The organism is Nocardiopsis metallicus (genome assembly GCF_014201115.1).
Taxonomy (GTDB): domain Bacteria; phylum Actinomycetota; class Actinomycetes; order Streptosporangiales; family Streptosporangiaceae; genus Nocardiopsis; species Nocardiopsis metallicus.
The window spans coordinates 7,503,435-7,520,838 of record NZ_JACHDO010000001.1 but is presented as its reverse complement, the minus strand read 5'-3'; the positions used below and the strand labels follow the sequence as shown (position 1 = coordinate 7,520,838).

The window sequence follows — 17,404 nt, the reverse complement described above, 5'->3', positions numbered from 1 at the left end:
CCGTGGGGCTCACTCCGGCTCTCCGTGGTTGACGAGCAGCATCGCCACGTCGTCCTGGAGCGGGCCTCCGTTACTGCGTTCCGCCTCGTCCACCAGGTGTTCGGGCAGGTTGTTCAGGGCCACGCCCTGGCCGAGCGCGCCGTTGACCATCCGGCGCAGGCCCGCGACCTCCAGGCGCGCGGGCGGGCCGCCGTCGTAGGCGTCGACCAGGCCGTCGGTGTAGAAGAGCATGCTGGTGCCCTTGGCGAGGACGATCTCGGTCGCCTCGTCCTGGTCCACCGGGAAGACGCCCAGCGGCGGCTGCGGAACGGCCTGGATCTCCTCGGCCACGCCGCCGGAGACGATCATGGGGGGCGGGTGGCCCAGGACGCGCACGCGGGCGCGGTCGCTGCCGGTGTCCAGGCTGGCCATGCACAGCGTCGCGTACATCTCCTCCTGCGCGCGCTCGCTGACCAGGAGGTCCTCGAGGTTGGGCAGGACGCGCTCCTCGGCGACACCGCTCATGACGAGGGTGCGCCAGGCGATGCGCAGGCTGACGCCGAGGGCGGCCTCGTCGGGGCCGTGGCCGCTGACGTCGCCGATGATGACGTGGGTGGTGCCGTCCTTTTCGACCGCGTCGTAGAAGTCGCCGCCGACCAGGGCGCGCTTGCGGCCGGGCCGGTAGTAGGCGCGGTGGCTGAGCGGCGAGCGGCCGAGCAGGACCTGGGGCAGCAGGCCGCGCTCCAGGCGCATGTTCTCACGGGCCCGCATGCGCGCCTCGCGCAGCTGGCGGGCGTTCTCGTCGGCGCGGCGCCGTTCCAGGGAGTAGCGCAGACTGCGGGCCAGCAGGGAGCCGTCCACCTGGCCCTTGACCAGGTAGTCCTGGGCGCCCGCGGCGACCGCGGCGATGCCCTCGTGTTCGTCGTCCAGACCGGTGAAGACCACGACGGCGGCGGAGGGCGCGGTGCCCAGGACCTCGCGCAGGAGGTCCAGGCCGTGCCCGTCCGGGAGGTTGAGGTCGAGCAGCACGCAGCCGCGGAAGTCGGTGAGGTGCTCGCGGGCGGCCTTGAGCGTGGAGACCCAGGTGATCCGGGTGGCCAGCGCGGTGTCCGCGAGGAGTTCCTCGGCGAGGAAGGCATCGCCTGGGTCGTCTTCGATCAGCAGGACGTCAACCGATTCGACGGTAGCCTCCACCCGGTCGTCCAGAACGGTGTCGTCACCCAGGGCGGCGCTGCCGCGTGTCGCAGCGCCGTTCGCGGCGTGCGCCGCCTCGTCACCGATCACCTTCACGGGATCGTGCCCTGTTCTCCTGGTATCCACTCATCGCCTCAAGGTCCGCGGGTCCGTGGGGCGCGCTGTCATGCCGGAGGCCCGAGGCGGACACCTCGGGTCTTCCCGGCGGTTCGGACCGCACGACATCCAAACGATAAACGCCCCGGTGACCAGTTGACCAGCGGATGAGACGAGACACATCCAACGCCGGGGTGTGGAACCTCCGTGTGACGGGCGTGTCGGAGGGCCCCTCAGGCCGGACCCTCCCGGCGTGGCCGGGGCCGCGCAGGTGGTCAAAGCGTGCGTGTGCGCACGCAGAGGCATGTGAACCATGTGATACAGGGCACGTTGGATAAGCACCGCGTGAGCGTTGTGTCCCTTTTTTTATGACAAGGTGTCGTATCGATCTTGACAACCTCGCCCACCTAAATGACATGATGTCATAAAGATCCCGGAAGCGAGAGGTGGAAAGTGCCGATGAGCGCCACAGCCGAGGCCCCCACGACGGCTGAGCCCGCCGCCGAGACGTTCTCCGAACGCCTCAAGGCCGCCACCTGGAGCGACCACACGAGGGCCGAGCACCACGGCTTCACCAAGGCCCTGCTCGACGGCGAGCTCTCCCTCGAGGGCTACACAGCGATGGTCGCCCAGCACTACTTCGCCTACGTGGCCCTGGAGCGGGTCGGCCGCATCCTGGCCGACGACCCCGTCGCGGGCCGCTTCGACTACCCCGAGCTGGAGCGCGTGCCCGCCCTCGAGGCCGACCTGGCGCACCTGCTCGGCGCCGACTGGCGCGACCGGATCTCCCCCACCCCGGCCACCAGGACCTACGTGGCGCGCATCGAGCAGATGACCGACCACCCCGCGGGGTTCGTCGCGCACCACTACACCCGCTACATGGGCGACGTCTCGGGCGGGCAGTTCATCCGGCGCATCGCCGCCAAGGCCTACGACTTCACCGACGACGCGGGCGTGGCCTTCTACGTCTTCGACGCCCTGGGCAGCCTGCCGAAGTTCCGCACCGGTTACCGCGAGCGCCTCGACTCCCTGGACCTCGACGAGGCCGCCGCGGCCTTCCTCATCCAGGAGACCCGCCTGGCCTACCAGCTCAACACCGAGGTCCTGGCCGACCTCGGCCGCAGGCACGCCTGACCTCGGACCCCGGCCCGCCGCGCCCCCTACTCCGGCAACCTGAGGAAGTCGGACCATGCCGGTCCGGCTTTCTCGGCGTGCCACCATAGGAGGCATGCCCAAGATCACGGCTCCGACCATCGCCGCTCACCGTGCCCGCACACGGGACCGCATCATGGACGCCGTCGAAGGGCTGACCAGGACCCAGGGGATCGACCGCATCTCCATGACCGACGTGGCCAACGCCGCCGGTATCACCCGCACCGCGCTGTACAACTACTTCCCGGACAAACCCGCGCTGCTCCTGGCCTTCACCGAGCAGGTGAACAGCGCGTTCGTCGAACGGTACAAACGCGAACTCCCCTCGGGGGTGTCGGCCGCCCGTCGCCTGTCAGCCTTCGTCCGCCTCCAGCTGGAGGGCCTCGTCGCGCACCCGCACCCGCCCGCCGCCGAGCTGGGCGCCAGCCTGGGACCGGACGCCTACCAGGCACTGGCCGCGCACGTCGCCCCGATGCAACGCCTGCTCACCGAGATCGTGGAGGAGGGCACCGCCAGCGGGGAGTTCGACCGCCTGCCCGCCGAACGCGTCGCGGGGCTCACCCTGTCCATGGTGGGATCCCAGCGGATGCCCCTGGTGAACGGCGAGATCGACATCGACGACACGCACGCCCTAGTCACCCGGTTCGTGCTCCGCGCCCTCGGAGTGCGGACCGAAACCGTGGACACCATCCTGCCCGCAGGCAGCGCGGAGAGCACCGAGAGTACGCGGTGAAGCACCCTCGGCGATAAAGGTCAGGACCTAACCGGACGTGTCCGGTAGCGGCCAGGGCCGAACGGTATGAAGGCCGCTGGGCCGGGGAACGCTCCGCTTGCCCGATCCTTCCCGGGCGAGCCCACCCGTCCGCAACCGAGTCCTGATAGGCCCTCCTCGACGTGTCCCTCACCCTGATCGTCGTCGGCGCCGTCCTGGTGTCGATCGCCCTGTTCAACAAGGTCCCCCAGTACGTGCCCGGGCGCATGCCCGCCCCCCGCTCCGGCGGCGGGGTCGCCACCGCGCAGCGCACCGGCGCGCCGCCACGGGTGCGCCTGGCCTCCGCCCGACTGACCGAGCAGGGGCGCGCCCTGCTCACCACCGTGGGCGGAAGCGCGCTGATCGTGGCGTTCTTCCTCAGCCTGTCCGGTCTCTGACCGGCCCGCGCGTTCTCTGATCGGCGTCCGGGACCGGCCGCTGAGTCAGCTCGCGCGGCCCCGGACGCCCGCCATGCGCAGCAGGAGGCCGCCCGCGGCCGTGGCCGCGATGCCGCCGGTCACCGCCGCGGCGGCGGCCAGCCGCTCCCGCAGCCGGGAGTCGCGCCGTGCGGCCTTCTCCGCGGCCGCCCGGTCCGAGCTGCCGAAGGCCCCGCCGCACAGCGCGGGGTCCAGTTCGACGGGCCGCCAGGGCGCGATCCAGGCGCTCAGGGGGTCCAGCCCGCTGGGCGAGGCCGTGGTGCGCGGCTTCCAGCGCACCGGCTCTCCCTCGGGTACCCCGCCCTGGAGGAACCGCGGCGACGGGCCCGTGTAGCGCAGCTCACCGCGCGCGTTCCCGATCATCTCCACGAGCAGCTTGGCGCAGGCGCGCGCGTCACCCAGGGCGGTGTGCTGCCCCGTCGGCCAACTGCCGTTCAGCAGGTGGGTGGCGCGCGGCAGCGAGTAACGCGGCAGGTCGAGCTGGGACCGCAGGGCCCGCAGCGTGCACAGGCCCGACTGACCGCGCGGCAGCCCGGCGGGAACCAGCTCGGCGGCGAGGAAGCGCTCCTCGAAGTCCAGGTTGTGGCCGACCACCACCGCGCCGGACAGCAGCCGGGCGATCCTGGGCACGATCTGCGCCACACGCGGGGCCCCGATGACGTCGCCCTCGCCAATCCCGTGGAACTCCTGGCCGCTCACCGGTGCCCGGGGGTCCACCAGCGTGCTGAACTCCTCCACGAACTTGCCGTCACCGCGCACCCGGACCACGGCGATCTCGACCAGCCGGGCACCCTCGTCCGGGTCCAGGCCGGTGGTCTCGACGTCGATGACCGCGTACTCCAGGTCCGCCGCCCGCGTGCCGACCCTTCTCCGGGTCAGTGCGCCCGTCCGCAGCGTTCCCATGTTCTGCCCCAACTCCCAAGGTCGCGGGTGGATCACCATCGGTTCACGACCTTACTGCCCGGGCCCGACAGCGGCCGCAGCGCGGCCCCTGGCTGGGAGAATCCGCTAAGGCCCGGGGCGACCCCGGGGGCGTCCCGACTACCGCACACCGCCGAAGGGGAAGAACCCGGGGTTTCGGTACGTTTTGACGCGTGTCCGGCACCACAGGGCACCTACCGCACCAGCCTCAACGGCGAGGAGAACCCGTATGAACCAGACCACCCCGCTGCCCAGCTACGCCCCCCTGGCGGAGGTCGTCCGCTCCGGGATGCGCGAAGGCGTGCACTACGGAGCGGTGGTCGGTCTGTCCGCCGAAGGCGAGATCGCCTACGCCCGCGGGCCCGTACACGACCCCATGTTCCCCCGTTCCTCCGCCAAGCCCTTCCAGGCGCTGGCCATGCTGCGCGCCGGGGCCCGACTCGAAGGGGCCTCCCTGGCCATCGCCGCGGGCAGCCACGGGGGTGAGGAGTTCCACGCCGCCGAGGCCGAGCGCGTCCTGGCCGCCGCCGGACTCACCGCCGACGCCCTCCAGTGCCCGCCGGACGTCCCCGGCGCCCCCTCCGCCCGCAAGGCCTTCATCGCCGCGGGACGCTCCCCCGAACGCCGGTACATGAACTGCTCCGGCAAGCACGCGGGCATGCTCGCCGCCTGCGTGGCCCAGGGGTGGAGCACCGACGACTACCTCGACCCCGAGCACCCCCTCCAGGTGCTGGTGCGTGAGGCCACCGAGGACATGTGCGGGGAGAAGGTGGCGCACACCGCCGTAGACGGCTGCGGCGCGCCCCAGCTCGCGGTCTCCCTGGTCGGCCTGGCCCGGGGTGTCCAGAGGATGCGCCTGTCCCCCGAGGGCACCCACGAGCGCGCCGTCGTCGAGGCGATGAGCGCACACCCCGAGTACGTCTCGGGCCCCGAGCGCGTCGACACCGAGCTGATGACCCGCCTGCCCGGCCTGGTGTCCAAGATCGGCGCCGACGGCGTGCTGGTGCTCAACGCGCCCACCGGCGAGACCGTCGCGGTCAAGATCAGCGACGGCGACGCCGAGGTCCGCTCACGCGTACTGGTGGGGCTGACCGCCCTCCGGAACCTGGGTGTGGACGTCTCCCCGGTCGCCGAGCACCTCACCACCCCGGTCAAGGGCGGCGGCCGCACGGTGGGCGAAGTCCGGGCTCTCTAGGCTCTCTAGGATCGCGTTGCGGAGTCGGTTGAACGGGACAGCAAGGAGAGTTTGGTGTCGGACACCCTGAGCGAGATCGTCATCGCCGGTGCGGGTATGGCCGGGCTGCACGCGGCGGAGGCCCTGCGGGAGCGGGGGTTCGAGGGGCGTCTGACCCTGGTCGGTGAGGAGCCGCACCGGCCCTACTCCCGGCCCCCGCTGTCCAAGGAGGTCCTGACCGGGATCGGGATGGACCCGGCGAACGGCGAGGCGGGCTGGCTGGTCGGACACCGCGCGCTCCAGCTGCGCGAGGACTCCGCGGTGGACCGCCTCGACCTGGAGTTCCGCCCGAACACCCGGGCGGTCGGGCTGGACCCGGCCGCCCGTGAGGTGCGGTTGGCCGGGCCGGGCGGGGAGGACTCGCTGCGCTACGACGGACTGATCATCGCCACCGGCGCCCGGGCCCGGCGCCCCTCGACCGACCTGGCCGGGGTCCACGTGCTGCGCACCCTGGACGACGCCGAGGCGGTCCGGGCCGCCTTCGACTCCACCGGGAGCCTGGTCGTGGTCGGCGCGGGTTTCGTCGGGGCCGAGGTGGCCGCGAGCGCCCGCGCCGTGGGCATGGAGGTCACGCTCATCGAGGCGGCGCCCACTCCGCTGACCCGGGTGGTCGACCCCCGGATCGGGGAGGTCCTCACCGACCTGCACCGGGAGAACGGCGTGGACGTGCGGCTCGGGGTGGGTGTGACCGGTTTCGAGGGCGCGGGCCGGGTGGAGCGGGTCCGGCTGGCGGACGGCTCCGCGGTCGAGGCCTCGCTGGTGGTGGCCGGTGTGGGGGTGCACCTGAACACCGAGTGGCTGCGCGGTTCGGGTGTGGAGCTGTTCGAGGACGGCTCGGTGGTGTGCGACGAGTACTCCGCGGCCTCGGTGCCGAACGTGTACGCGGTCGGCGACCTGGCCAACTGGCCGCACCCCCGCTACGGCGGCCGGATCCGCCTGGAACACTGGACCAACGCGAGCGAGCAGGGGGAGGCGGCCGCCCGGAACCTGCTCGCCGGGTCCGGGCGGACGCCGTTCACCCCCGTGCCTTATTTCTGGTCCGACCAGTACAAAAAGAAGATCCAGCTCCTGGGGCAGGGGGCACCCGCGGATCAGGTCGCCTTCGTGCACGGGTCCGCACAGGACCGAAAATTCGTCGTGTTCCTGGGGCGCGGGGGGATGCTCACCGGTGTCCTGGGGCTGCGCTCCACCCCGCGCACCATGCGCTACCGCGCCCTGTTGGAGAAGCCCACGACCTGGGACGAGGCCCTGGCCGAGGCGGGGTTCAGTCCGTCACGGTGATGGCCCGCTTGGGGCACAGCCTCTCCGCCTGGCGGACCTTGTCGTGGAGCTCCTCTGCCGGTTCCTCGCTCAGGAGGTAGAGGAAGTCGTCGTCCCTGACCTCGAACACCTCGGGGGCGGCGCCCATGCACAGGGCGTTGCTCTCGCACTGGTCGTAGTCGACCTCGACTCGCATACTGCCTTCTCTCTTGGGCGGTGACGCCCTCGGGATCTGCGGGTGGCAACACCCTAGCCAGAGTGCCTGTGGTTTCGGGAGTGTCGTGGTTCCCGGGGGCGCGGCCCCTCGCGGCCACTTCAGAACCCGGTCGGCGCGACCGCCGTCATACCGCGCAGAACTCCCCGACCGGGGATGCGCGGAAGAGGTGGGGCATGAGCGCTGAAGAGACGGGCACCGAGGAGACGCACCGCCCTGTGCGGAACCGGCGGGCCGACGACGATGCGGGCGAACCCGCGGTGCCGGAGAGCACGCCGGAGGAGCCCGCGGAGGACGACACGGGCCACTACGCGCTGAAGTACCCGGGGGCGTTGGCGGAGCAGCCCTCACGCCCCAGGACTCCACTGCCCGCCGCCCCGGTGTGGCTGCCCCTCGCGGTGCTCGGCGCGGGCGTCCTGGCGCTGTTCCTGGCCACGTTCGACCGGCCCGGGATCGGTCTGGTCATCACCGGCGTGGTGGCCGGGCTGACCGCGTTCACTGCCCTGATGGTGCGTCCGGCGATCCCCGAGAGCGCCGACGACGGGGAAGACGGGGACGGCGAGGCCCCCGCAGACGGCACGGAGGAAGAAAGGGAAGAGCGCGAAGGGGCCGCCGGGGAAGAGGTCGAGGCCGCCGAGGAGCACGAGGGCCCGGACCGCCACCGGCACGCGTGGTCGGCGGTCTACGGGATCCTGGCCGTCGTCCTGCTGGCCACCGCCGCCCTGCGCGACGCGGACTGGGTACTCGCCTGGACGCTGATCGGCGCCTTCTTCCCGGCCTCCCTGGCCTTCGCCGTTCACAACCCAGGCGCGCGCAGGAACACCGCCGGGGTGGCCGCCGGTTCCCTGGCCCTGCTCCGCAACGCCCTCGCCGTACCGGTCTTCCTCAGCCGCCCGCTGGTCAGGTCCAGGGCATCGAGTCTGGTGCTCGTGCACACCCTGGTCACCACCGGGGCGACCCTCGGGGTGCTGGTGGTCTTCGGTCTCCTGCTCGCCTTCGCCAACCCTGTCTTCGCCTTCTACACCGAGGAACTGATCGACTCCGTCTATCGGCGCCTGCAGACACTCAGCCCGGCCGGTGCCCTGCTCACCGCGGTGTTCACCGGTGCCGCCGTCCTCGCCGCGCGACGCCGCCCGAGTCCCCCCGTGGTCCGAATCGTCCCAGCGGGCGGTCACACGGACCCGGCCGAACCAGCGGCGGCGTCAGCGAAAGCCGCCCGGCCATGGCCGGTCTGGGTGTGGGCGGTACCGCTCGGCGCCCTCGCCGTGTTGTTCACCTCCTTCCTCACCGTGCAGGTCGCCGCCGTCTTCGGCGGTGACGAGTACGTCCAGCGGGTCGCGGGAATCACCTACGCGGAGTACGCCCGCCAGGGCTTCTTCCAGCTGGTGGCGGTCAGCCTGCTCGTGCTCGGTGTGGTGGCGCTGGTGCTTCGGCTGGTCCCGGACCAGCCCCCGAGAACCCGGGTCCTGCGCAACTCGATGCTCGGGGTCCTGTGCTTGCTGACCCTGATCATCCTGGCCTCGGCGATGATGCGGCTCCAGCTGTACATCGACGTGTTCGGCCTGACCCGGATGCGGGTGGCCGCGGAGGCATGGATCGCATGGAGCGCGCTGCTGTTCGGGCTGATCCTGGTGGCGGGCGCGCTCAACACCCTGGGCCGCCGGACCCGGTGGCTGCCGCGAGCCACCGTCGCCCTGGGCGCCGTGGCCCTGGCCGTGTTCGCCTACAGCAACCCGGACCTGCGCATCGCCGAGAGCCACCACCACCTCGACCTCGAGGCGGTGGACACCCGGTACCTGCGCGGGCTGTCAGCGGACGCCGTGCCGGGGCTGATCGACCTGGAGGGCGAGGACCGCGCCTGCGCGCTGGACCGGATCGGCGAACGCCTGTGGAGTTCCGACGCGTTCGGCGCGCGGAACCTGTCCCGGGAGCGGGCCCGCTCCCTGCTGGCCGAGCACGACCTCTTCGGATCGGTGTCCCCAGACGGCGCCGACCGCTCCCACTGCACGCCCCCGTACCGCTGATGAAAACGCACGGCGGGGGCGCGCCCGGATCGGCACGCCCCCGCTCTCCTCGGCTCCCCTACTTCGCGAAGCGGTCGGTGGCCTCGATCAGCTGGTCGAGAATGCCCGGCTCACTGAAGGCATGGCCGGCGTCGTCGATGATGTGGAACTCCGCTTCCGGCCAGGCGCGGTGCAGGTCGTAGGCGGTACGCACCGGGGTGCACACGTCGTAGCGGCCCTGGACGATCACGCCCGGGATGTGCCGGATGCGCTCCGCGCCCTCGATGAGCTGCTCGGGGGTGAAGAACCCCTTGTTGTGGAAGTAGTGGTTCTCGATCCGGGCGAAGGCCAGCGCGTAGTCCTCGTCCGCGTGGTGCTCGCGCAGCGCCGGGTTGGGCCGCAGCGTGACCGTCGACCCCTCCCACACGCTCCACGCGCGGGCGGCCGCCAGCCGCACCTCCCGGTCCGGGGACTCCAGGCGGCGGGCGTAGGCACCGATCAGGTCGTCGCGCTCCTCCTCGGGGATGGGTTCCAGGTAGGACTCCCACAGGTCCGGGAAGAGGTACGAGGCGCCCTCCTGGTAGAACCAGCGCAGTTCCTGGTCGCGCAGGGTGAAGATGCCGCGCACGATCAGCTCGGTGACGCGTTCGGGGTGCTTCTGGGCGTAGGCCAGGGCCAGGCAGCTGCCCCAGGAGCCCCCGAAGACCTGCCAGGCGTCCACGCCGACCATCTCGCGCAGGCGCTCGACGTCCTCGACCAGCGCCCAGGTGGTGTTGGTGGACAGGTCGACGTCCATCCTGCTGGCGTGCGGGGTGGAACGACCGCAGTTGCGCTGGTCGAACAGGAGGATGCGGTACTTCTCCGGGTCGAAGAGCCGACGGTGGTCGGCTGTGCAGCCGCCGCCCGGGCCACCGTGCAGGAACACCACGGGCTTGCCCGCGGGGTTGCCGCACAGCTCCCAGTAGACGCGGTGTCCGTCGCCGACGTCGAGCATGCCCGAGTCGTACGGCTCGATGGGCGGGTACAAGGTGCGCAAGGCTGATGACCTTTCTTCGCTGTTCGTGGCCGTGTCGGCCGTGGCCGTGTGCATGGCTTTCGCCTGGGACCGGGGTCAGAGCCGGTCCAGGAGCTCGGCCTTCTTCGTGCTGAACTCGCTGTCGGTCAGCAGCCCCTCCGAGTGCAGACTGCCCAGCTCCCGGATCTTGGCGAAGATCGCCGCGCTGTCGTCGGCCGGGCGCGGAGCCGTCAGCTCGGCGGGGGCGCCAGCCGTCTCCTGCGAGGCGCCCCTCCCCGCCAGGGCGATGTGGGTGTTGACGGTGGCCGCCATCAGCAGGCTCTCCTCGCTGCCCTTCAGACCGTGCGAGGCCAGGGTGCAGAAGTCGTTCTCCAGTTCCGGCTTCTCGGGTACGGTCACCCCGCGCGGGACCACACGGAGGTATCCCTCCTCCAGACCGACCGAGGGAAACCACTGGAGGGACTCGATCTCCTCGAAGGGAAACTCGCGCGCCTCCTCCTCACCCTTGGGGATGCTCGCGATCCATCCGTCCCACTGGAGCCGCAGCCGCTCCCCGTTGAAGAAGGCGGACCCCTCTCCCGTCCGTGCGTGGAAGGGGAACCGGGCCACCAGCCCCTTGGCGGCCTGTACGGGGTCGAGCGGTGTTTCGAGGAGCTCGCGGGCATACTGCACGGACTCCGTGAGCCGTTCGGCGCAGTACTCGGCGACCAGTTCCCGGTCGCGCGGCCCGGTCAGGAGCAAAGGCGTGAAGTCCTCGGCGTGGCCCGTGGTCTTCAGGGGAAGATAGGGGTCGGCCCCTTCCAGCAGGCGAAGCCGGAGCCGCCAGCCGTGTTTGCGGTTGCCGGGGTGGAAGTCCACCTCACGCACGGCGGCCAACGGAACCGAGCACTGGCCGAGCGCCCTGAGCAGGCCCGGCACCTTGCGTCCGCTACCGAAGCGGATGCGCAGCGTCTCCAGGTCGAAGCGCCAGGTGCCGTGATGGCCGCGAAGTTCCTCCATGGGAAGCCATTCTAGGCGGCCGATTCACGGCGAACGCCCTGACCGGTTCTCCCCCTCTCCCCAGCCCAGTGCCTCCTGAAGCCCAGGTCCGGGGCGGGTCGCCTCGGGTCGAGGGGTCGGGACGGCGCGGAGCGGGTAGAACCGCAGAGGCACACCCCGTCCAGCCACCCGTCCGGTGGCTGGGGTCCCGTGGGCGGTGCGCCCGGCGCGCCGTCCCCGAACCGGAGGACTTCGATGTCGAAAGAGATGTCCGAGGGGGCACGGGAGTTCCGCGCCGCGCGGGACCTGCTCCTACAGCACCGGGAGGACCAGGAGGCCGCGCACCGGGAGTTCACGTGGCCCCGGCCGGAGCGGTTCAACTGGGCTCTGGACCACTTCGACCACGTGGCGGCCACCCGCCCGGACCGGACGGCGCTGTGGTTGGTGGAGGAGGACGGCACCGAGGTCCACCACACCTACCGGCAGCTGTCGGAGCGCTCCAACCACGTGGCCAACTGGCTCATCGGCCAGGGCGTGCACCCGGGGGACCGGATCATGCTCATGCTCGGCAACCAGGTCGAACTGTGGGAGACCCTGCTCGCCGCGATCAAACTGGGCGCCGTGGTCTGCCCGACCCCCACCAACCTCTCCGAGGGCGACCTGGTGGACCGGCTGGACCGGGGCGACGTCGCGCACGTGGTCTGCTCCCCCGCCGACACCGAACGGTTCGAGCACCTGAGCGGGCACTGGACGCGCATCTGCGTGGGCTACATGGACGGGTGGCTCAGCTACCCGGACTCCGAACACGCCGGGTTGGACTTCACCCAGCCCCACCCCACCTCCCCCGACGACCCCCTGTTGCTGTACTTCACCTCCGGCACGAGCGCGCGCCCCAAACTGGTCACGCACACCCAGAGTTCCTATCCGATCGGGCACCTTTCCACCATGTACTGGCTGGGCCTGCAACCCGGCGACGTGCACCTGAACGTCTCCGCGCCCGGCTGGGCCAAGCACGCCTACAGCAGTGTGTTCGCGCCGTGGAACGCCGAGGCCACGGTGCTGGTGGTCAAGCAGGACCGGTTCGACCCGGCGGCCCTGCTGGACGCGGTGGTGCGCTGCGGAGCCGACTCGCTGTGCGCGCCGCCGACGGCCTGGCGGATGCTGCTCCAGGCCGACCCGGGCGCCTGGAAGGTGGGGCTGCGCGAGGTGGTCTCGGCCGGTGAGCCGCTCAACCCGGAGATCGTGGAGCGGATCCGCGAGGCCTGGGGGCTCACCGTGCGCGACGGGTTCGGGCAGACCGAGACGACCCTGCTCATCGGCAACGGCCCCGGCCAGGAGGTGGTCGCTGGTTCGGTGGGACGTCCCATGCCCGGCTACGACATCGTGCTGCTCGACCCGGAGACCGAGGAGGTCGCGGACTCGGGGCAGATCTGCGTGGATCTGGCCAACGAACCCGTGGGCGCGATGCGCGGCTACTCGGACAGCCCCGAACGCACCCGGGAGGTGACCCGGCTCGGCCTGTACCGCACCGGCGACTTCGCCACTCGGGATTCGCGCGGTTACATTACCTATATCGGTCGATCCGACGATGTGTTCAAGGCCTCGGATTACCGCATCTCACCATTTGAACTGGAAAGCGTTCTGGTCGAGCACGAATACGTGACCGAGGCCGCGGTGGTGCCCTCCCCCGACTCGCTGCGGCTGTCGGTGGCCAAGGCGTACGTGGCCCTGGCCGAGGGCGTGGCGCCCGACGCCGAGACCGCGCGTGCCGTCCTGGAGTACGCCCGCGGCCGCCTCTCCCCGTACAAGAGGGTCCGCCGCCTGGAGTTCACCACCCTGCCCAAGACCGCCTCGGGTAAGATTCGACGAGTGCAGCTGCGCCAGGCGGAGGCCGAGCGCGGCACGGTCACCGACGGCACGCGCAACGCGCGCGAGTTCTGGGAGGAGGACCTCCCGGGGCTGCGGGACTGAGCCCGCACCTCGCGCCGGGTTTCGGCGGGAATGGCCACCGCGCATTTGCGTCTCAACCAATGAGACACACTCTTCGGCAATGCGCGAATGTGGCCTTTCCCATCCCCGGCCCCCGTCGAATTTGCCGACGCGACCGCGTCCGGCGTGCCCGGCCGCGCTACGGTTCTGTTGCCACACGATCGACATGACGGGACCTAGGGGAGACGATGACGAGCACCAACGACACACGGGTGGCGAGCTACAAGCCACTCATCGCCCCCCAGGACCTGCTCGCCGAGCTTCCGTTGGGCGAGGAGAGCGCGACCCTCGTCGAGAGCTCCCGCTCCGAGGTCAAGCGGGTCCTGGACGGCGAGGACGACCGCCTCCTGGTCGTCGTCGGCCCCTGCTCGGTGCACGACACCGAGTCGGCCCTGGACTACGCCCGCCGCCTCAAGGCCCTGGTCCCGTCGGTCAGCGACGAGCTGTGCGTGGTCATGCGCGTGTACTTCGAGAAGCCGCGCACCACGGTGGGCTGGAAGGGCCTGATCAACGACCCGGGCCTGGACGACACCTACGACGTCCACCGCGGCCTGCGCACCGCCCGCAAGCTGCTCATCGACATCGACGCCCTGGGGCTGCCCGCGGGCACCGAGTTCCTCGACCCGATCACCCCGCAGTACATCGCCGACGTCGTCTCCTGGGGCGCGATCGGCGCCCGCACCACCGAGAGCCAGGTCCACCGCCAGCTCAGCAGCGGTCTGAGCACCCCGGTCGGTTTCAAGAACGGCACCGACGGCGACGTGCAGGTGGCCGTGGACGCCGTGGGCGCGGCGGCCGCCTCCCACACCTTCTTCGGCGTGGATCCGGCCGGCGCCGGTTCCGTGGTCGTCACCGAGGGCAACCCGGACTGCCACGTCATCCTGCGCGGCGGCCGCAGCGGCCCCAACCACGACCCCGCCTCGGTCGGCGCGGCCCTGGACGTGCTCGAGAAGTCCAAGCTGCCGCGCCGTCTGATGATCGACGCCAGCCACGCCAACAGCGGAAAGGACCACGTCCGCCAAGCGGAGGTGGCCCGCGAGATCGCCGCCCAGGTCGCCGAGGGCCAGAAGGGCATCATCGGCGTGATGCTGGAGAGCTTCATCGAGGAGGGCGCCCAGAAGCTGGGCGACCCGGCTGAGCTCACCTACGGCCAGTCCATCACCGACAAGTGCATGAGCTGGGACACCACCGAGGGCGTCCTGGAGAACCTCGCCGAGGCCGTCCGCCAGCGCCGCAAGAACGCCGCCTGACGCACGACCGACGCGATGGGCCTACGCGGATACCGCGTAGGCCCATCGCTCGTGCACGGGTTCAGGCCCGGGTGTCCTTGACGACCTCGCCGCCCTGGACGACCAGCACGATGTTGGCGCGCTCGCCCAGCAGGGCGATGTCCGCGAGCGGGTCGCCCTCGCACACCACGAGGTCGGCGAGCTTGCCCGCCTCGACCGTGCCCACCCGGTCGGCCGCGCCCAGCAGCTCGGCGGCGTTGCCCGTGCCCGCCACGATCGCCTGCGTGGGCGAGAGCCCCACGGACACCAGCTGGGCGAGTTCGCGCAGGTTGCGGCCGTGCTCGGAGATACCGGCGTCGGTGCCCATCGCCACCCGCACCCCGCGGCTCACCGCGTGCGCGATGCGCTCGTAGGTCTCGTCCGCCAGGGCGCGCTTGGTGTCGATCGACTTCTGCGACATGAGGTGGATACGGTCCTCGAAGTCGAACGTGGTCAGGGTCGGCACCAGGAACGTGCCGCGCTCCAGCATGAGGTCGATGCCCTCGTCGTCGATCAGGTAGCCGTGCTCGATACTGGCCGCCCCACCGCGCACCGCGTTGCGGATCCCCGCCGCCCCCTGGGCGTGCGCGGCGACCGGTCGCCCGCCGTGCTTGGCGGTCTCGTCGACGATCACCCTGATCTCCTCCTCGGTGATCCCCTCGTCCGTGGGGCCGTCGGAGGGGCTGGACAGCCCGCCGGTCGCGCACACCTTGATCACGTCCGCGCCGTCCCGGACCAGCCGGCGGGTGGCCACCCGGACCTCCTGCGGAGAGTCCGCGATCTCGGCGGCGGTGTGCTCGCAGTCGTGCGAGTTGGCGCCCGAGGGCAAGGTGAAGTCGGCGTGGCCGCCGGTGTGGCTCATCAGGCGCAGCGCCATGCTCAGCCGCGGGGCCCGGATCAGGCCCCGCTCCTGGGCGATCCGGAACCCCGCGTCGGCCCCGCCGAGGTCGCGGGCGCCGGTCACACCCGCATCCAGGGTGAGGCGCATCCGTTCAGCGGACTCGAAGGCGTGCAGGCTGCGCGAGATCCCGGAGTTGTTGGCGGCCAGGGCACGGCCGTCGGCGAACCCGAAGTGCACGTGGGTGTCGATGAACCCGGGCAGCAGCGTGCGCCCGCCCAGGCTCTCCACGGTGTCCTCGGGCCGGGGCTCCGGCGCGCCGGCCGCGGGCCCCGCGTAGGCGATCACACCGCCCTCGACCAGCACCGCGGCGTCCGCGACCGGCGCGGAACCGGTGCCGTCGACGAGGGTGAGGTCCCGGTACAGGGTCCTGGCGCCGGTCATGGAAGGTCTCCTTCGGAGTCGGTGTGGATCAGATGTGCGAGTACATACCCGGGCCGACCGGCAGGCCGGCGAAGTAGAAGACCGCGAGCACGGTGGTCCAGAGCGCCAGGAAGGTCAGCGAGAAGGGCAGGGCCCGCGCGATGACGGTACCGATTCCGGCCTTGGGCTCGTACTGGCGAAGGAAGCCAAGGATGATCACCACGTAGGGGCTGAGCGGGGACATCACGTTCGAGGTGGAGTCCCCGATCCGGAAGGCCGCCTGGACGAATCCGGGTTCGTAGCCGATCAGGGCGAACATCGGCACGAACACGGAGGCGAACAGGGCCCACTGGGCCGAGCCCGAGATGATGAAGAGGTTGATCAGGAACGCCAGCAGGATGAAGCAGACGATGGCGCCGAAACCGGTGAACCCGGTGGCCTCCAGCCCTTCGGCGCCCCGGATGGCGATCCAGGTGGACACACCGGTCCAATTGAACAGTTCCAGGAACTGGGCCATGACGAAGGCCAGCACGATGAACCCGGACATCTCCTTGACGGTGTGGCCCATCATGCGCGCGATGTCGGAGCCCTGGGTGATGGTGCGGGTCATCAGGCCGTAGACGACGGCGGGGACGGCAAGGGTCAGGAAGACCAGGAAGACCACGGAGCTCAGCAGCGGGGACGACGGCAGGAAGGCGCCGTCCTCGTTACGCATGGGAGCGCCCGCGGGCAGGGTCACCAGCAGCACGGCCGCGACGGTGACCAGCAGGGCCACCCCGGACCAGCGCAGACCCAGCTTCTCCGAACGGGTCAGGACCGGGTCCGTCTTCAGGTCGGGGCGGTCGGCGTCGTCGGGGACGTCCTCGACGGCGACCTGTTCACGGGAAGCCCCGCGGCGTTCCAGGGCGGGTTCCAGAACCCTGTCGATGAGCAGACCGCCGACCAGGCTGAGCAGGACCGCGATGGTGAACGTGAGGAAGTGGTTGGAGACCGGGGTGACCTCGGTGCCCATGTCCACCGAGGCGGCCGCGGTCTGGGTGATGCCGGACAGCAGGGCGTCGGTGCTGGTGATGAAGGGGCTGCAGCTGAATGCCGCGGTGGCCACCGCGAACCCGCCCAGGAGCCCGGCGACGGGGTGGCGTCCGGCCGCCTTGAACACCATCGCGGCCAGCGGCGGGATCACCACCATGGCGGCGTCGCTCATGATGCTTCCCGAAACGGCGACGAGCGCCACCACGTAGGGCAGCAACCAGTCGGGGGCTCCGGCGAAGACCTTCCGCACGAGCGCGTTGAGCAGACCGGTGCGCTGGGCCAGACCGACACCGAGCAGCACGGTGAGGACCACGCCCAGGGGCGGGAAACCGATGAAGTTGGCGACCAGGTTGGTGGTCAGCCAGGTCAGGCCCTCGGCGGTGAAGAAGCTGTTGATGCCCTGCTCGCCCTCGTCGCTGCCGGGCACCTCGTAGGTGGTGCCGACCGACGACATCGCCGTGGAGGCCACCGCCACGATCGCGAAGAGGATCAGGAAGAGGATGAACGGGTCCGGGATCCTGTTGCCGACCCGTTCGATGCCGTCCAGCAGCCGCGCGAGGAAACCGGGACGCGGTTCGGTCGACCCGTCGGAACGGGACTTCTGGTTGTCGGTGCTCATG

At 71.0% G+C, this 17,404-nt stretch carries 15 protein-coding genes; 8 read left to right on the top strand and 7 right to left on the bottom strand.

Features of this window, described 5'->3' with window-relative positions; translation table 11 throughout:
* Positions 1-9: 9 nt before the first annotated feature.
* Entirely contained in the window at positions 10-1,269 is a 1,260-nt protein-coding gene (locus HNR07_RS33115; RefSeq protein ID WP_184370696.1) for a PP2C family protein-serine/threonine phosphatase, read from the bottom strand.
* Positions 1,270-1,728: 459 nt separating this feature from the next.
* Here HNR07_RS33115 and HNR07_RS33110 point away from each other — a divergent pair, with 459 nt between their 5' ends.
* From HNR07_RS33110 to HNR07_RS33100, 3 genes are all read left to right on the top strand, one after another.
* Positions 1,729-2,403, top strand: a complete 675-nt coding sequence (locus HNR07_RS33110; RefSeq protein WP_184370693.1) for a biliverdin-producing heme oxygenase — start codon at positions 1,729-1,731, stop codon at positions 2,401-2,403.
* A 94-nt stretch (positions 2,404-2,497) separates the two neighbouring features.
* Positions 2,498-3,154, top strand: coding sequence for a TetR/AcrR family transcriptional regulator (locus tag HNR07_RS33105; RefSeq protein WP_184370690.1), 657 nt, complete (start codon positions 2,498-2,500; stop codon positions 3,152-3,154).
* A 161-nt stretch (positions 3,155-3,315) separates the two neighbouring features.
* Entirely contained in the window at positions 3,316-3,570 is a 255-nt protein-coding gene (locus HNR07_RS33100; protein WP_184370687.1) for a hypothetical protein, read from the top strand.
* A 45-nt stretch (positions 3,571-3,615) separates the two neighbouring features.
* Here the strand turns inward: HNR07_RS33100 and HNR07_RS33095 are convergent, their stop codons facing one another.
* On the bottom strand, positions 3,616-4,512 hold the full coding sequence (locus HNR07_RS33095) for a 3'-5' exonuclease (protein ID WP_184370684.1): 897 nt from the start codon (positions 4,510-4,512) through the stop codon (positions 3,616-3,618).
* Positions 4,513-4,759: 247 nt separating this feature from the next.
* On the opposite strand from HNR07_RS33095, the gene HNR07_RS33090 reads away from it, so the two are divergent.
* Both HNR07_RS33090 and HNR07_RS33085 read left to right on the top strand, forming a co-directional pair.
* Positions 4,760-5,725, top strand: a complete 966-nt coding sequence (locus HNR07_RS33090; RefSeq protein WP_184370681.1) for an asparaginase — start codon at positions 4,760-4,762, stop codon at positions 5,723-5,725.
* A gap of 54 nt (positions 5,726-5,779) precedes the next feature.
* Positions 5,780-7,045, top strand: a complete 1,266-nt coding sequence (locus HNR07_RS33085; RefSeq protein ID WP_184370678.1) for an NAD(P)/FAD-dependent oxidoreductase — start codon at positions 5,780-5,782, stop codon at positions 7,043-7,045.
* Here the strand turns inward: HNR07_RS33085 and HNR07_RS33080 are convergent.
* On the bottom strand, positions 7,029-7,220 hold the full coding sequence (locus HNR07_RS33080) for a ferredoxin (RefSeq protein ID WP_184370675.1): 192 nt from the start codon (positions 7,218-7,220) through the stop codon (positions 7,029-7,031). The genes HNR07_RS33085 and HNR07_RS33080 overlap by 17 nt on opposite strands.
* A gap of 194 nt (positions 7,221-7,414) precedes the next feature.
* On the opposite strand from HNR07_RS33080, the gene HNR07_RS33075 reads away from it, so the two are divergent.
* Complete coding sequence (locus tag HNR07_RS33075; RefSeq protein WP_184370672.1) at positions 7,415-9,262, top strand: DUF4153 domain-containing protein; 1,848 nt, start codon at positions 7,415-7,417, stop codon at positions 9,260-9,262.
* A gap of 58 nt (positions 9,263-9,320) precedes the next feature.
* On the opposite strand, the gene pip is transcribed toward HNR07_RS33075, so the two are convergent.
* Both pip and HNR07_RS33065 read right to left on the bottom strand, forming a co-directional pair.
* Positions 9,321-10,277 (bottom strand): prolyl aminopeptidase, encoded by a 957-nt coding sequence (gene pip, locus HNR07_RS33070; protein ID WP_184370669.1) that lies wholly within the window; start codon positions 10,275-10,277, stop codon positions 9,321-9,323.
* Between the two features lie 75 nt (positions 10,278-10,352).
* The gene (locus tag HNR07_RS33065) at positions 10,353-11,255 is read right to left on the bottom strand and encodes a DUF4429 domain-containing protein (protein WP_184370666.1); all 903 of its coding nucleotides are present in this window, start codon (positions 11,253-11,255) and stop codon (positions 10,353-10,355) included.
* Between the two features lie 234 nt (positions 11,256-11,489).
* Here HNR07_RS33065 and HNR07_RS33060 point away from each other — a divergent pair, with 234 nt between their 5' ends.
* Together HNR07_RS33060 and HNR07_RS33055 are read left to right on the top strand one after the other, a co-directional pair.
* Entirely contained in the window at positions 11,490-13,205 is a 1,716-nt protein-coding gene (locus HNR07_RS33060; protein WP_184370663.1) for an AMP-binding protein, read from the top strand.
* Positions 13,206-13,411: 206 nt separating this feature from the next.
* Positions 13,412-14,473 carry a 3-deoxy-7-phosphoheptulonate synthase gene (locus HNR07_RS33055; protein ID WP_184370660.1) on the top strand — a complete coding sequence of 354 codons (1,062 nt, stop codon included), beginning with the start codon at positions 13,412-13,414 and terminating at the stop codon, positions 14,471-14,473.
* A 61-nt stretch (positions 14,474-14,534) separates the two neighbouring features.
* Here HNR07_RS33055 and HNR07_RS33050 read toward each other — a convergent pair whose 3' ends face one another.
* Both HNR07_RS33050 and HNR07_RS33045 read right to left on the bottom strand, forming a co-directional pair.
* Complete coding sequence (locus HNR07_RS33050; RefSeq protein ID WP_184370657.1) at positions 14,535-15,773, bottom strand: metal-dependent hydrolase family protein; 1,239 nt, start codon at positions 15,771-15,773, stop codon at positions 14,535-14,537.
* 28 nt (positions 15,774-15,801) lie between these two features.
* Positions 15,802-17,403, bottom strand: coding sequence for an AbgT family transporter (locus tag HNR07_RS33045; protein ID WP_184370654.1), 1,602 nt, complete (start codon positions 17,401-17,403; stop codon positions 15,802-15,804).
* Between the last annotated feature and the right edge of the window lies 1 nt (position 17,404).

Excerpts from the sequence above, each read along its gene's own strand:
- HNR07_RS33045 (WP_184370654.1), bottom strand. The coding sequence starts at position 17,403 with ATGAGCACCGACAACCAGAAGTCCCGTTCCGACGGGTCGACCGAACCG.
- HNR07_RS33050 (WP_184370657.1), bottom strand. The coding sequence starts at position 15,773 with ATGACCGGCGCCAGGACCCTGTACCGGGACCTCACCCTCGTCGACGGC.
- HNR07_RS33060 (WP_184370663.1), top strand. The coding sequence starts at position 11,490 with ATGTCGAAAGAGATGTCCGAGGGGGCACGGGAGTTCCGCGCCGCGCGG.
- HNR07_RS33105 (WP_184370690.1), top strand. The coding sequence starts at position 2,498 with ATGCCCAAGATCACGGCTCCGACCATCGCCGCTCACCGTGCCCGCACA.
- HNR07_RS33065 (WP_184370666.1), bottom strand. The coding sequence starts at position 11,255 with ATGGAGGAACTTCGCGGCCATCACGGCACCTGGCGCTTCGACCTGGAG.
- HNR07_RS33110 (WP_184370693.1), top strand. The coding sequence starts at position 1,729 with ATGAGCGCCACAGCCGAGGCCCCCACGACGGCTGAGCCCGCCGCCGAG.
- HNR07_RS33055 (WP_184370660.1), top strand. The coding sequence starts at position 13,412 with ATGACGAGCACCAACGACACACGGGTGGCGAGCTACAAGCCACTCATC.
- HNR07_RS33080 (WP_184370675.1), bottom strand. The coding sequence starts at position 7,220 with ATGCGAGTCGAGGTCGACTACGACCAGTGCGAGAGCAACGCCCTGTGC.
- HNR07_RS33075 (WP_184370672.1), top strand. The coding sequence starts at position 7,415 with ATGAGCGCTGAAGAGACGGGCACCGAGGAGACGCACCGCCCTGTGCGG.
- HNR07_RS33090 (WP_184370681.1), top strand. The coding sequence starts at position 4,760 with ATGAACCAGACCACCCCGCTGCCCAGCTACGCCCCCCTGGCGGAGGTC.
- HNR07_RS33095 (WP_184370684.1), bottom strand. The coding sequence starts at position 4,512 with ATGGGAACGCTGCGGACGGGCGCACTGACCCGGAGAAGGGTCGGCACG.